Source organism: Pseudomonas sp. LBUM1671, from assembly GCF_059695685.1.
Map to the genome: position 1 here is coordinate 57937 of NZ_CP166782.1, position 14104 is coordinate 72040.

Here is a 14104-nt window from a genome sequence, read left to right on the forward strand (position 1 = left end):
AATGCGCAATCAAGGTCAATCGCTCTCGTGAACTTCATCCTACGCTGGGACAAAGCGCACACAAAATCTGCGGCATTATATACTGGCGTCACTGAAACGGAAACGACACCGCTTGCCGCGTCCATTCCCGGCGCCGCCCACATCGGAAATCCCATGCAACTCAAGAACCCCATCCTCGGCCTGTGCCAACAGTCCACCTTCATGCTCAGCGCTGCCAAAGTCGACCAATGCCCCGACGACGAAGGCTTTGAAGTGGCTTTTGCCGGGCGTTCCAACGCCGGTAAATCCAGTGCGCTGAACACTTTGACGCACGCCAGCCTGGCGCGGACCTCGAAAACTCCGGGTCGCACGCAGCTCTTGAACTTCTTCAAGCTAGACGATGATCGTCGTCTGGTCGACCTCCCGGGTTACGGTTACGCGAAAGTACCTATCCCGTTGAAGCTGCACTGGCAGCGTCACCTGGAAGCTTATCTGGGTGGTCGCGAGAGCCTGAAAGGTCTGATTTTGATGATGGACATCCGTCATCCAATGACCGATTTCGATCTGTTGATGCTCGATTGGGCTGTCGCCAGCGGCATGCCAATGCACATTTTGCTGACCAAAGCCGACAAGCTGACCTACGGCGCGGCGAAAAACGTCCTGCTCAAGGTTCAGACTGACATCCGCAAAGGATGGGGCGATGCGATCAGCATCCAGTTGTTCTCGGCGCCAAAACGCATGGGCCTGGAAGACGCCTACACTGTACTGGCAGGCTGGATGGAACTGGCGGACAAGGGCTCCGAGGTTGCCCAGCAATAAATCGCAGGCAAAAAAAACCCCGGACTTCTTATGGGGAGGGGGAAGTTCCGGGGTTCAAGTTCCGGACCGCTAGGGCGGGGTCCAGATATCTGCCAACACTTAACACAACATAGGAGCATCGAAGGGCTTCACCAGCCATTCAGTAACTCTGAGTGGCAGTTCACAGGTTTAGTTCCGGAGTTTCAGAAACCATTCGAAATAAGTTTGATTTCTTTCCGAGATAAGGGCCCTTCAGCCTTCTCCTGCGGCGTTATGCCGCAGCAGAAATCGCCTTTTCAGACGGCTCAGTGAGCCTCATCCCAATTGTTTCCTACGCCAACCTCGACCAGCAGCGGCACATCCAGTTTCACGGCGTCGCTCATGTGTGCGCGAATTTCATCGCGGACCTGATCGACCAGGTCTTCACGTACCTCAAGCACCAATTCATCGTGCACCTGCAGGATGACTTTTGCGTCGAGGCCCGAGGAAGTCAGCCAGTTATCCACCGCCACCATGGCTTTCTTGATGATGTCTGCCGCCGTGCCTTGCATCGGCGCGTTGATCGCCGTGCGTTCGGCACCTTTGCGCAGCGCCGGGTTTTTCGCGTTGATTTCCGGCAGGTACAGGCGACGTCCGAAGATCGTCTCGACAAAACCTTGCTCGGCCGCCTGGGTGCGGGTGCGTTCCATGTATTCCAGAACACCCGGGTAGCGGGCGAAATAACGATCGATGTAAGCCTGGGATTGCTTGCGATCAACGCCGATCTGCTTGGCCAGCCCAAACGCGCTCATGCCGTAGATCAAACCGAAGTTGATCGCCTTGGCGCTGCGCCGCTGATCGGTGGTGACGTCGGCCAGTTCCACGCCGAACACTTCGGCGGCGGTGGCTTTGTGCACGTCCAGGTCATTGCGGAATGCGTGCAGCAACCCTTCATCCTTGGCCAGGTGCGCCATGATCCGCAGTTCGATTTGCGAATAGTCCGCGGCCAGCAGTTTGTAGCCTTTAGGCGCGACGAACGCCTGACGAATCCGACGCCCTTCGGCAGTGCGGATCGGAATGTTCTGCAAGTTCGGATCGCTGGACGACAAACGCCCGGTCGCCGCGACCGCCTGATGATAAGACGTGTGAATCCGCCCGGTACGCGGGTTGATCTGCTCCGGCAGGCGATCGGTGTAAGTGCTTTTCAGCTTGCTCATCGAGCGGTACTGCATCAGCACCTTGGGCAGCGGGTAATCCTGCTCGGCCAGTTCCGCGAGGACGGCTTCGGCGGTGGACGCCTGGCCCTTGGCGGTTTTGCTGAGGATCGGCAGACCGAGTTTTTCGTACAGGATCACGCCCAATTGCTTCGGCGAGCCGAGGTTGAATTCCTCACCGGCGATCGCGAATGCCTCACGCTCCAGCGCGACCATTTTGTCGCCCAGCTCAACGCTTTGAATGCCCAGCAAGTTGGCATCGACCAACGCGCCCTGGCGTTCGATGCGGGCGAGTACCGGCACCAGCGGCATTTCGATTTCGCTCAGGACTTTGCTCAGGCTCGGGATGGCATTGAGCTTTTCTTGCAAGGTTTGGTGCAGGCGCAGCGTTACGTCGGCGTCTTCGGCGGCGTAAGGCCCGGCCAGTTCCAGCGAGATCTGGTCAAAGGTCAGCTGCTTGGCGCCCTTGCCGGCGATGTCCTGGAAGCTGGTGGTGGTGTGATTCAGGTACTTGAGCGCCAGGCTGTCCATGTCGTGGCGGGTCGCGGTGGAATCCAGCACGTAGGATTCGAGCATGGTGTCGAACGCGATGCCTTGCACGGTGATGCCGCAGCTTTGGTCGCCACCGATGGCGCAGTTGGCCAGGATGTTCATGTCGAATTTGGCGTGCTGGCCGACCTTGAGTTTGTTCGGGTCTTCCAGAATCGGTTTCAGCGCGCGCAGCACGGTGTCGCGATCGAGCTGATCCGGCACGCCCATGTAGGAATGGGTCAGCGGGATGTAGGCCGCTTCGTTGGCTTGTACAGCAAACGACAGACCGACCAATTGCGCCTGCTGCGCGTCGATACCGGTCGTCTCGGTATCGAAGGCAATCAGCTTGGCGTCGTTGAGCTTCTTCAGCCACAGGTCGAAATCGGCCTGGGTCAGGATCGTGGTGTACTTGAGTTCGGTCTCGACAGCGGCTTCTTCAGCCACCGGCGCTGTGACTTCCTGGCCGGAACGCTTGGCATCGCGCTGGTTCTCGTCGAACCAGCTCTTGAATTCCAGCAGGGTGTAGAGCTCGGCGAGTTTGTCGTGATCCGGCCGGCCCATTTGCAGGTCGTCGAGCCCGATGTCCAGCGGCACGTCGATCTTGATGGTCGCCAACTGATAGGAGAGGAACGCCATCTCCTTGTGCTCTTCGAGCTTGGCCGGCAGGGTCTTGGCGCCACGAATCGGCAAGGTCGGGACGATGTCGAGCTGTGCATACAGCTCGGTCAGGCCACCGTTCACGCCGACCAGCAGACCGGAAGCGGTCTTCGGACCAATACCCGGAACGCCCGGAATGTTGTCGGAAGAATCGCCCATCAGTGCCAGGTAATCGATGATCTGCTCGGGAGCGACGCCGAATTTCTCCTTCACGCCGTCCACGTCCAGCGCGCTACCGGTCATGGTATTGACCAAGGTAATGTGGCCGTCGACCAGTTGCGCCATGTCTTTGTCGCCGGTGGAGATCACCACCGGGCGGTCAGCCGCGGCGCTGCTGCGGGCCAAAGTGCCGATCACGTCATCGGCCTCGACGCCTTCGACGCACAGCAGCGGGAAGCCGAGGGCGATCACGCTCTGGTGCAGGGGTTCGATCTGCACGCGCATGTCATCCGGCATGCTCGGACGGTTGGCCTTGTATTCGGCGTACATGTCATCGCGAAAAGTCCCACCCTTGGCGTCGAACACCACGGCGAACGGACTGTCCGGGTACTGCTTGCGCAGACTCTTGAGCATGTTCAGCACGCCTTTGACCGCTCCGGTCGGCAGACCCTTGGAAGTGGTCAGCGGCGGCAGGGCGTGAAAGGCGCGGTACAGGTAAGAAGAACCGTCCACCAGGACGAGGGGGGCTTGGCTCATGAGCAGGATCAACCTTTTCGGCGGGTCCGGCGCTAGAATAGCGGGACCGTTGACGACAAAGGGACAAGGTTATCATGCGCACACTAAATCGCCTGTTGCTGGCTGGCTTGTTTGCAACCGTTCCACTGTCCGTCATGGCGGCGGATGATGCGCCGACACCGGAGCCGGAAGTCACGATTCGCACGGAAGGCGATAAAACCATCCAGGAATACCGCCAAAACGGTTTCCTGTATGCGATCAAGGTCACACCGAAAGGCGCACCGCCTTATTTTCTGGTGCGCGCGGACGGGACCGATGCAAACTTCATCCGCTCGGATCAGCCGGATATGCTGATTCCGTCGTGGAAGATCTTTGAGTGGAAGTAGTTTCTTAATTTCAATCGGCGCTGGCTCAAGCAGCGGCGCCCGTACTGGCAGTTCAAACATGTCTGTGTTCACCCCGCTGGCTCGGCCCGAGCTGGAAACCTTTCTCGCCCCATACGGGCTCGGCCGCCTGCTTGATTTCCAGGGGATTGCCGCCGGAAGTGAAAACACCAATTTCTTCATCAGCCTGGAGCAGGGCGAATTTGTCCTGACACTGGTTGAGCGCGGTCCGGTTCAAGAGATGCCGTTCTTCATCGAACTGCTCGACGTGCTGCATGACGCCGACCTGCCAGTGCCGTACGCGCTGCGCACCACCGACGGCGTTGCCTTACGTGAGCTGGCCGGCAAACCGGCGCTGTTGCAACCACGCCTGGCCGGCAAGCACATCAAGGAAGCCAACGCGCAGCATTGCGCCCAGGTCGGCGAGTTGCTGGGCCATCTGCACCTGGCGACCCAGGCCAATATGATCAAGCGCAAAACTGATCGCGGCCTGGACTGGATGCTGGAGGAGGGCACGCAGTTGTTGTCGCACCTGAATGCCGAGCAAAGCGATCTGCTGCAACGGGCACTGGACGAAATCACGCAGCAGAAGACAAAAATTCTGGCGTTGCCACGGGCCAACATCCACGCGGATCTGTTCCGCGACAACGCGATGTTCGAAGGCACGCACCTGACCGGGTTGATCGATTTCTACAACGCGTGCTCGGGGCCGATGCTCTATGACGTGGCGATTGCCCTGAATGACTGGTGTTCGGATGACGACGGACTGATCGACGGACCGCGAGCACGAGCGTTGCTTGGGGCTTATGCGGCGTTGCGGCCGTTCACGGCAGCCGAAGCCGAGTTGTGGCCGACCATGCTGCGCGTGGCGTGTGTGCGATTCTGGTTGTCACGGTTGATCGCCGCGGAGTCGTTCGCCGGGCAGGACGTGTTGATTCACGATCCGATGGAATTCCAGCAGCGGTTGGCGCAGCGGCAGAAGGTCAACACTCCGCTACCGTTCGCCCTTTAAATTGTGGTGAGGGGGGCAAGCCCCCTCGCCACAAGTGTTGTGTCGGTTACAACGACTCCAGACACCCCGCCAAATCATTTCCCAATTTCTCCAGCACCTGCTCATACCCCTGGGCAGTCGCCGGTGTGTACCCGCCCAACGCATCCAGTTCCGCCAATTTCACCGGCAAACCCGCCACCAGCGTTTCCGCCAGGCGTGGACGCAACGGCGGCTCACTGAACACACAGGTCTTGCCGACTTCCTGCAAGCGCGTGCGCATCGCTGCGACATGTTGAGCACCGGGCTGGACTTCGGCGGCGACGCTGAATACGCCGGCGTGTTTCAGGCCGTAGGCATCTTCGAAGTAGTCGAAAGCCTCGTGGAACACGAAGTAAGGTTTGCCCGCGATGCCGGCCAATCGCGCTTTCAAGCGCAGATCCAATGCATCCAGGCGCTCATCAAAGGCTTTGAGATTGCTCTGATAACGCGCCGCATTGGCTGGATCGGCGGCACTCAGATCAGAAGCCATTTTGCTGGCAATTACACGGGCGTTCACCGGCGTTAACCACAAATGCGCGTCAAGACTGCCCGGGCGATGATCGTGATCATGTTCATCGGCTTCTTCCGCGTGAGAATGGCTGTCTTCGGCAAACCGGCGCAGTTTCAGCCCCGGCAGATCCTGAATCGCGACGCTCGGCAGCGTACGACCGTTCAGCACGCGAGGCAGGAAACCTTCCATGCCCGGACCGATCCAGTAAACCAGGTCCACCGATTGCACCTTCCGTACGTCGGAAGGGCGCAAGGCATAGTTATGCGGCGAAGCACCCGGTGGCAGCAGCACTTCCGGAATCGCCACGCCGTCCTGCACCGCAGCGGCTATCAGCTGAAGCGGCTTGATGCTGGTAAGGACTTTGACGTCGGCTTGAGCTGAGCCAATGAACAGAAAACTTGCGGCAAATGCGACAAAGATAGAAAAAAGTCGGGACACGATGACCACTCGAAGAGGCGAGAACGGGTAACATAATAACGTCTCTCACAAAACTCGTCGCCGCTCATGCCTAAAACACCGATTGCCAGCCGTCCCCACGACCACTCTCATTGCGTGCACAGCGCTCTGTCGGAGGCCGATGCCTTGTGCGCACGTCAAGGCCTGCGCCTGACCGCCTTGCGTCGGCGGGTGCTGGAACTGGTGTGGCAAAGTCACAAGCCGCTGGGTGCCTACGACATTCTCGCGGTACTCAGCGAGCAGGACGGCCGCCGCGCCGCGCCGCCAACCGTGTACCGCGCACTGGATTTCCTGCTGGAAAACGGCCTCGTCCACCGCATCTCCTCGCTGAACGCCTTCGTCGGCTGTAATCACCCGGAGCATGCCCACCAGGGCCAGTTCCTGATTTGCCGCGAATGCCACGCCGCCATCGAACTCGAACAGAAGTCCATCAGCGACGCGATCATCAGCAGCGCCAAGGAAGTCGGTTTCGTCGTCGAAAGCCAGACGGTTGAAGTGGTCGGCATCTGTTCGGGTTGCCAGGGGGCTTGATGAGCAATGCGCTGATCCGCCTCGAGCAGGTTGCCGTCACCTTTGCCGGGCAAAACGTGCTGGATAACATCGAGCTGAGTGTCGAGCCGGGGCAGATCGTCACCCTGATCGGCCCGAACGGCGCGGGCAAAACCACGCTGGTGCGCGCCGTGCTCGGTCTGTTGAAGCCGGACAGCGGCAGCGTCTGGCGCAAGCCGAAACTGCGGGTCGGCTACATGCCGCAGAAACTTCACGTCGATCCGACGCTGCCGCTTTCAGTGCTGCGCTTCTTGCGCCTGGTTCCGGGTGTGGACCGCGCCAGGGCCTTGGCGGCACTCAAGGAAGTCGGCGCCGAACAGGTGATCGACAGCCCGGTGCAAAGTGTTTCCGGTGGCGAAATGCAGCGCGTGCTGCTGGCTCGGGCCTTGTTGCGCGAGCCGGAACTGCTGGTGCTCGACGAACCGGTGCAAGGCGTCGATGTGGCCGGCCAGGCCGAGCTCTACAGTCTGATCACGCGACTGCGCGACCGTCACGGCTGCGGCGTATTGATGGTTTCCCACGATTTGCATCTGGTCATGAGCACCACCGACCAGGTGGTTTGCCTGAATCGTCATGTCTGCTGCTCCGGGCACCCGGAACAGGTCAGCGGCGATCCGGCTTTCGTCGAGCTGTTCGGAAAGAACGCACAAAGCCTGGCGATTTATCACCACCACCACGACCACGCCCATGACCTGCATGGTTCGGTGGTCAGCGCGGCCCCGACGGCCCAACCCCATGTCCATGGAGATAGCTGCAAGCATGGCTGATTTTCTGCTCTACGCCCTGCTTGCAGGTCTGGCTTTGGCACTGGTCGCAGGACCGCTGGGTTCGTTTGTGGTCTGGCGGCGCATGGCTTATTTCGGCGACACCTTGTCCCACGCGGCCTTGCTTGGCGTCGCGTTGGGCTTTCTGCTGGATGTCAGCCCGACCGTGGCCGTCACCGTCGGCTGCTTGCTGTTGGCAGTACTGCTGGTGACCTTGCAACAGCGTCAGCCGCTGGCGTCCGACACGCTTTTGGGAATTCTCGCACCGAGCACGCTCTCTCTGGGCCTGGTCGTACTAAGCTTCATGCACGAAGTACGGATCGACCTGATGGCGTATCTGTTCGGCGACTTGCTGGCGATCAGCCCGACCGACCTGGCCTGGATCCTCGGCGGCAGCGCTGCCGTTCTGGCCTTGCTGGTGACGTTGTGGCGGCCATTGCTGGCGATCACGGTGCATGAAGAACTGGCCAGGGTGGAAGGTTTGCCCGTGCCGGCACTGCGCCTGACCCTGATGTTGCTGATCGCTGTGGTGATCGCTGTGGCGATGAAAATCGTCGGTGTGTTGCTGATTACTTCGCTGTTGATCATTCCGGCGGCTGCGGCACAACGTCACGCCCGCTCGCCGGAGCAGATGGCGCTGGGCGCGAGCCTGCTGGGCATGCTCGCGGTCTGTGGCGGGCTGGCGCTTTCATGGTTCAAGGACACCCCGGCGGGACCCTCGATTGTTGTGACGGCCGCCGCACTGTTTCTGCTGAGTTTTGTCCTGCCCCGTCGAGGGGTGTAGACTTGCTCGTTTTTTGCGCAAATAGAGAGTCGCAGGAATGAAGCTGTCAGCCTCCCGTTATCTGCTCCTTGTCGCATTTTCGCTGCTACTGGGCGCTTGCCAAAGCACGCCATCGGCCACCACTGAGGCGACCGATGCACGGGCCACGGCCATCGCGCAGCTGGAACAAAACCTGGCCAGCAGCGAGCTGGCCACCGCCGAGGATCAATTGGCAACCTTGCAGGCCCAGTCGCCCGACGATCCATCCCTTGTGCAATATCAGCGGCAATTGGCCGAAGCCTATCTGCGCCGCAGCCAGATCGTGCTGCAAAAGGGCGATGTGAATGCGGCCGCCACGGCGCTGGCCCGGGCTCGGGCGTTGATGCCAAAGGCCCCGGCGCTGACGGGTGGGCTCAACAACGCTATCGTCGATGCCCGCAAAGCCGAGCTGGACAGGGCCGAAGCGGCGCTCTTGGCTGCCGAGGCCAAACCGCAGGCGAAAGTGATCGATCCAACCGCCGAAAGCACCACGGTTGCGTTGAACCTCACCGATATGACCAAGCTTCGCCGTCAACTGGATGCGATCGCCGCTGATGTGGTGAATTATCAATGTGACGTGAGCATTCAGGCGCCACGCACGCAGGATTACCCTTGGTTGGCCACATTGCTGACCAAGCGGGTGAAGAAGCTGGATTCGGATTTTGATCTGAATCTGCAGAAGCAGATCCTGCGCAATGTTCCGGCGCAGATCGTCTTGAGTCCTCGCAAACCCTAAAAGCTTCGCGGGCAAGCCCGCTCCCACAGGTCCTGTGTCGTTCACATAACGAGCGAACGACACAAATCCTGTGGGAGCGGGCTTGCCCGCGAAGGCGTCCTCCCTATCGATACAAAGCTTTAAGCGGGAATCGCCTTGGCCTTCGGCTCCCGATCCCAAACCCGATGCTGCCCGATCGCCGCAAAGAACGGTTTGATCAACTTGGCATCTGCTCCGATGATCAACCCCGCATCCACCTCAAGCTTCAACACATCCAGCAACTGCTTCGCCTCGCCATGCAGCGCAATCGCCTTCAAGTGCTTGTATGCCTCCAACAGGTAATGCAGCGCCACGCCATCGCCGCTCAACGCCTTGATCGATGCCGCGCCACCGGGCACAAACACCGCATCGAATGCCACCGAAGGCAAGCCTTCCATCGAAGCGTCCACCGGCAGAGTTTTGCCATCGGCGGTGGTCACAGGCGCGGAAGTCGGGCCGAGCAACTTGGCGTGCGCGCCCTCGGCCTTCAGCGCCTTCTTCATTGCATCAATCGCAGCACCATCGACTCCGTTGGCCGCCAGAATCGCCACTTTCCGGGTTTTGATATCCGCCGGAAGCAGGTTGGCCTGGCTCAATGCCGGCGAGCGGTCCAGGGAAGTTTTACGCACGTCGACGGTGCCAGCCTTCGGCGCCGGCAAGCCGAGGTTCTGCGCTACGCGTTTGGCCAGTTCCAGGTCGATATTGGCCAGGATCTCATTCACCTGACGCGCACGGATGAACTCACGCTCAACCTTGCCCAGCTCAAAGCTGTAGGCTGAGATGATGTGTTCCTGCTCGTGCTTGCTCATGCTGTGGAAAAACAGCCGTGCCTGGGAGAAATGATCGCTGAACGACTCGCTGCGCTGGCGAATTTTGTTGGCGTCGATACGCTCAGGGTAGCTCTCGAATCCACCGTCCTGCGCAGCGGGCGGCGTTTCTTTCGGCCAGCCGCCATCGATGGAATTCGGTTCGTAGGACGCGCGCCCCTTGTCGATGGTGGTGCGATGCAACGCATCCCGTTGGCCGTTATGGAACGGTGCTACGGGACGGTTGATCGGGATCTCGTGAAAGTTCGGCCCGCCCAGTCGGCTGATCTGCGTATCGGTGTAGGAAAACAGTCGACCCTGCAGCAAAGGATCGTTGGAGAAGTCGATGCCCGGCACGATATGGCCCGGGCAGAACGCTACCTGCTCGGTTTCGGCGAAGAAGTTGTCGGGGTTGCGGTTGAGGGTCATTTTGCCCAACGGGGTGATCGGTACCAGCTCTTCCGGGATCAGTTTGGTCGGGTCGAGGATATCGAAGTCGAAATTATGTTCGTTTTCTTCCTCGATGACCTGTACGCCCAACTCCCATTCCGGGTAGTCGCCCATCTCGATCGACTCCCAAAGATCGCGACGGTGAAAGTCGGTATCTTTGCCAGCGAGCTTCTGCGCTTCATCCCACACCAGCGAGCACGTGCCGGCAGTAGGGCGCCAATGGAATTTGACGAAGCGCGACTTACCTTCGGCGTTGATTAAGCGAAAGGTGTGCACGCCGAAGCCTTGCATGCTGCGCAGGCTTTTCGGGATCGCCCGGTCGGACATGGCCCAGATCACCATGTGCGCGGATTCCGGCACCAACGAAACGAAGTCCCAAAAGGTGTCGTGAGCCGAGCCGCCGGTAGGGATTTCGTTATGTGGCTCCGGTTTTACCGCATGCACAAAGTCAGGGAACTTGATCGCGTCTTGAATGAAAAACACCGGCATGTTGTTGCCCACCAGGTCGAAGTTGCCTTCGTCGGTGAAGAACTTCACAGCGAAACCGCGTACGTCCCGCACGGTATCGCCCGACCCACGCGGGCCCTGTACCGTGGAAAATCGCACGAACACCGGGGTTTTCTTGCCCGGATCCTGTAGGAAACCGGCCTTGGTCAGTACCGAATGATTCTCGTAGGCCTGGAAGAATCCATGGGCGCCGGTACCGCGGGCGTGAACGATGCGCTCCGGGATTCGCTCATGGTCAAAGTGCGTGATTTTTTCACGCATGATGAAGTCTTCCAGCAGCGACGGCCCGCGAGCGCCCACCTTCAAGGTGTTCTGGTTGTCCGAAACCTTCACGCCCTGATTGGTGCGCAGGGCTTGCTCGGTGGCGTCGGAGCGGAATTTTTCCAGGCTTTCCAGCTTGGTATTGGTGTTGCCGCGGTCCAGGGTATCGGTCCCGGCCAGTGCGCTTTTGGGTGCGGCAGGCTTTTTAGTGCTCATCAGTCGTAAACTCCTCGTTGCGATCCCGTAGCCAGGACTTATATGCATTCCCCAGGCACGGCACCGGGGGCGTTTTCGAGTTGCCTTATTAGTGACTGGCGAGCTTTTTAGCCGTTCCTTTTTTCTAACCTTCTATCGCGTTATTGCCAAATGGAAGGTTGAATGCGGAATAAATGCTAATAACCTCTATACGGACAGGCTAAAATGCGCGCCCGGCTAACCGCTGATCCTTTTCCAACGCGCCCCACAAGGTTCGCTACGTGATCGAGTTTCAAAACGTCCACAAAACCTACCGCGTCGCCGGTAAGGATATCCCCGCCCTGCACCCGACCAGTCTGACGATTGAGAACGGTCAGGTCTTCGGCCTGATCGGCCATTCCGGTGCGGGAAAAAGTACCCTGTTGCGTCTGATCAATCGCCTGGAAGAGTCCAGCGGCGGCAAGATCATCGTCGACGGCGAAGAAGTCACCGCGCTCGACGCCAACAGCCTGCGACGCTTCCGCCAACAGGTCGGGATGATTTTCCAGCACTTCAACCTGCTGGCGTCCAAGACCGTGGCCGACAACGTCGCGCTGCCGCTGACCCTGGCCGGTGAGCTGTCGCGCAGTGAAATCGACCAGCGTGTCGCCGAGTTGTTGGCGCGGGTCGGCCTGTCCGACCACGCCAAAAAGTACCCGGCGCAGTTGTCCGGCGGCCAGAAGCAACGCGTCGGCATTGCCCGCGCCCTGGCGACCAAGCCGAAAATCCTTCTGTGCGACGAAGCCACCAGCGCCCTCGACCCGCAGACCACGGCGTCGGTCCTGCAATTGCTGGCCGAGATCAACCGCGAGCTGAAACTGACCATCGTCCTGATTACCCACGAGATGGACGTGATCCGCCGGGTTTGCGACCAGGTGGCAGTGATGGACGCGGGTGTGATCGTCGAGCAAGGTTCGGTGGCCGAGGTGTTTCTGCATCCCAAGCACCCGACCACCAAACGTTTCGTACAAGAAGACGAACAGATCGACGAAAGCGAACAGCGTGACGACTTCTCTCACGTGCCGGGCCGCATCGTGCGTCTGACGTTTCAGGGCGAAGCGACCTACGCGCCGTTGTTGGGTACCGTCGCTCGGGAAACGGGTGTGGACTACAGCATCCTGGCCGGTCGTATCGACCGCATCAAAGACATCCCTTACGGGCAACTGACCCTTGCCGTCACCGGTGGCGACATGGAGGCGGCGTTTGCTCACTTCACCGCGGCTGACGTCCACATGGAGGTCCTGCGCTGATGGAAATCCTGACAAGTTTCTTCGTCAACATCGACTGGTACGAAATCTGGCTGGCCACCGGCGATACCTTGCTGATGCTTTTCGGTTCGTTGCTGTTCACCGTGTTGCTTGGCCTGCCGTTGGGCGTGCTGTTGTTCCTGTGCAGCCCGCGTCAGTTGCTGGAAGCCAAAGGCGTCTACGCGATGCTGTCGCTGATGGTGAACATCCTGCGTTCGCTGCCGTTCATCATCCTGCTGATCGTGATGATCCCGTTCACCGTGCTGATCACCGGCACGTCCCTTGGGGTTGCCGGTGCGATTCCGCCGCTGGTGATTGGCGCTACGCCTTTCTTCGCGCGACTGGTGGAAACCGCCTTGCGTGAAGTGGATCGCGGCATCATCGAGGCCACCCAGGCCATGGGCGCCACGACCCGGCAGATCATCACCAATGCCTTGCTGCCGGAAGCCCGCCCGGGCATCTTCGCGGCGATTACGGTGACAGCCATTACACTGGTGTCCTACACGGCAATGGCCGGTGTGGTTGGCGCGGGTGGTCTGGGCGACCTGGCGATCCGTTTCGGTTATCAGCGTTTCCAGCCTGACGTGATGGTCGTGACCGTGATGTTGCTGCTGGTGCTGGTGCAAGTGCTGCAAACCGTCGGCGACAAGCTGGTCGTACACTTCTCACGTAAATGATCAATGAGCCGGCCATTCGCTGGCAGGCGCCGCAGACAGGCGCCTCACATGGAGTTAGCTGAATGAAAAAACTACTCGTCGCGTTCGCAGCCGTTGCAGCGTTTTCCGCTCACGCGGACACCCTGACCGTTGCAGCCACCCCGGTCCCGCACGCAGAAATCCTCGAATTCGTGAAACCGGCCCTCGCCAAAGAAGGCGTGGACCTGAAGGTCAAAGTCTTCACCGACTACATCCAGCCGAATGTGCAGGTTGCCGAAAAACGCCTGGACGCCAACTTCTTCCAGCACCAGCCGTACCTTGATGAGTTCAACAAGGCGAAGGGCACCAACCTGGTCGCCGTTGCCGGCGTACACCTGGAACCGCTGGGCGCTTACTCCAGCAAGTACAAAGCACTGACCGAGCTGCCAGGCGGCGCCAACGTGGTGATCCCGAACGACGCCACCAACGGCGGCCGTGCGCTGTTGCTGCTGGCCAAGGCGGGTCTGATCAAGTTGAAGGATTCGAACAACATCCTCTCGACGGTCAAGGACATCACCGAGAACACCAAGGACCTGAAGTTCCGCGAACTGGAAGCCGCGACCATCCCGCGTGTGCTGACCCAGGTCGACCTGGCGCTGATCAACACCAACTACGCGCTGGAAGCCAAGCTTGATCCGTCCAAGGACGCGCTGGTCATCGAAGGCAACGACTCGCCTTACGTGAACATCCTCGTTGCCCGCCCGGACGACAAGGACAGCGAAGACATGAAGAAACTGATTGCTGCCCTGCACAGCCCGGAAGTGAAAGCTTTCATTCTCGAGAAGTACAAAGGCGCGGTATTGCCGGCGTTCTGATTTAACG

13 protein-coding genes are annotated in these 14104 nt (G+C 59.7%); 10 read left to right on the plus strand and 3 right to left on the minus strand.

Annotated features, from left to right (window positions below; translation table 11 throughout):
* Positions 1 to 153 precede the first annotated feature (153 nt).
* Positions 154 to 798 carry a ribosome biogenesis GTP-binding protein YihA/YsxC gene (gene yihA / locus ACA060_RS00270; protein WP_109627074.1) on the plus strand — a complete coding sequence of 215 codons (645 nt, stop codon included), beginning with the start codon at positions 154 to 156 and terminating at the stop codon, positions 796 to 798.
* 284 nt (positions 799 to 1082) lie between these two features.
* Here the strand turns inward: yihA and polA are convergent, their stop codons facing one another.
* Entirely contained in the window at positions 1083 to 3854 is a 2772-nt protein-coding gene (gene polA / locus ACA060_RS00275; RefSeq protein WP_497314754.1) for a DNA polymerase I, read from the minus strand.
* A gap of 74 nt (positions 3855 to 3928) precedes the next feature.
* Between polA and ACA060_RS00280 the strand changes: the two genes are divergently transcribed.
* Complete coding sequence (locus ACA060_RS00280) at positions 3929 to 4219, plus strand: DUF2782 domain-containing protein (RefSeq protein ID WP_109627077.1); 291 nt, start codon at positions 3929 to 3931, stop codon at positions 4217 to 4219.
* A 58-nt stretch (positions 4220 to 4277) separates the two neighbouring features.
* Complete coding sequence (locus ACA060_RS00285; protein ID WP_497314756.1) at positions 4278 to 5228, plus strand: homoserine kinase; 951 nt, start codon at positions 4278 to 4280, stop codon at positions 5226 to 5228.
* A 46-nt stretch (positions 5229 to 5274) separates the two neighbouring features.
* On the opposite strand, the gene ACA060_RS00290 is transcribed toward ACA060_RS00285, so the two are convergent.
* Positions 5275 to 6195 carry a zinc ABC transporter substrate-binding protein gene (locus ACA060_RS00290; RefSeq protein ID WP_497314758.1) on the minus strand — a complete coding sequence of 307 codons (921 nt, stop codon included), beginning with the start codon at positions 6193 to 6195 and terminating at the stop codon, positions 5275 to 5277.
* 66 nt (positions 6196 to 6261) lie between these two features.
* Here ACA060_RS00290 and zur point away from each other — a divergent pair, with 66 nt between their 5' ends.
* Genes zur through ACA060_RS00310 form a run of 4 tightly spaced genes read left to right on the plus strand, consistent with a single transcriptional unit; the run spans position 6262 to position 9064 of the window.
* Positions 6262 to 6744 carry a zinc uptake transcriptional repressor Zur gene (gene zur, locus ACA060_RS00295; RefSeq protein ID WP_497314760.1) on the plus strand — a complete coding sequence of 161 codons (483 nt, stop codon included), beginning with the start codon at positions 6262 to 6264 and terminating at the stop codon, positions 6742 to 6744.
* Positions 6744 to 7529, plus strand: coding sequence for a zinc ABC transporter ATP-binding protein ZnuC (gene znuC / locus ACA060_RS00300; protein ID WP_497314762.1), 786 nt, complete (start codon positions 6744 to 6746; stop codon positions 7527 to 7529). The genes zur and znuC overlap by 1 nt, the downstream gene beginning before the upstream one ends.
* Positions 7522 to 8310, plus strand: a complete 789-nt coding sequence (gene znuB / locus ACA060_RS00305; RefSeq protein ID WP_017341765.1) for a zinc ABC transporter permease subunit ZnuB — start codon at positions 7522 to 7524, stop codon at positions 8308 to 8310. The genes znuC and znuB overlap by 8 nt, the downstream gene beginning before the upstream one ends.
* A gap of 37 nt (positions 8311 to 8347) precedes the next feature.
* On the plus strand, positions 8348 to 9064 hold the full coding sequence (locus tag ACA060_RS00310; RefSeq protein ID WP_497314764.1) for a PA5502 family lipoprotein: 717 nt from the start codon (positions 8348 to 8350) through the stop codon (positions 9062 to 9064).
* A gap of 119 nt (positions 9065 to 9183) precedes the next feature.
* On the opposite strand, the gene katE is transcribed toward ACA060_RS00310, so the two are convergent.
* Positions 9184 to 11322 carry a catalase HPII gene (gene katE / locus ACA060_RS00315; RefSeq protein WP_497314766.1) on the minus strand — a complete coding sequence of 713 codons (2139 nt, stop codon included), beginning with the start codon at positions 11320 to 11322 and terminating at the stop codon, positions 9184 to 9186.
* A 260-nt stretch (positions 11323 to 11582) separates the two neighbouring features.
* Between katE and ACA060_RS00320 the strand changes: the two genes are divergently transcribed.
* From ACA060_RS00320 to ACA060_RS00330, 3 genes are all read left to right on the plus strand, one after another.
* Positions 11583 to 12590 (plus strand): methionine ABC transporter ATP-binding protein, encoded by a 1008-nt coding sequence (locus ACA060_RS00320; RefSeq protein WP_109627091.1) that lies wholly within the window; start codon positions 11583 to 11585, stop codon positions 12588 to 12590.
* Positions 12590 to 13264 carry a methionine ABC transporter permease gene (locus ACA060_RS00325; RefSeq protein WP_109627093.1) on the plus strand — a complete coding sequence of 225 codons (675 nt, stop codon included), beginning with the start codon at positions 12590 to 12592 and terminating at the stop codon, positions 13262 to 13264. The genes ACA060_RS00320 and ACA060_RS00325 overlap by 1 nt, the downstream gene beginning before the upstream one ends.
* A gap of 62 nt (positions 13265 to 13326) precedes the next feature.
* Positions 13327 to 14097 carry a MetQ/NlpA family ABC transporter substrate-binding protein gene (locus tag ACA060_RS00330; protein ID WP_109627094.1) on the plus strand — a complete coding sequence of 257 codons (771 nt, stop codon included), beginning with the start codon at positions 13327 to 13329 and terminating at the stop codon, positions 14095 to 14097.
* Positions 14098 to 14104 lie beyond the last annotated feature (7 nt).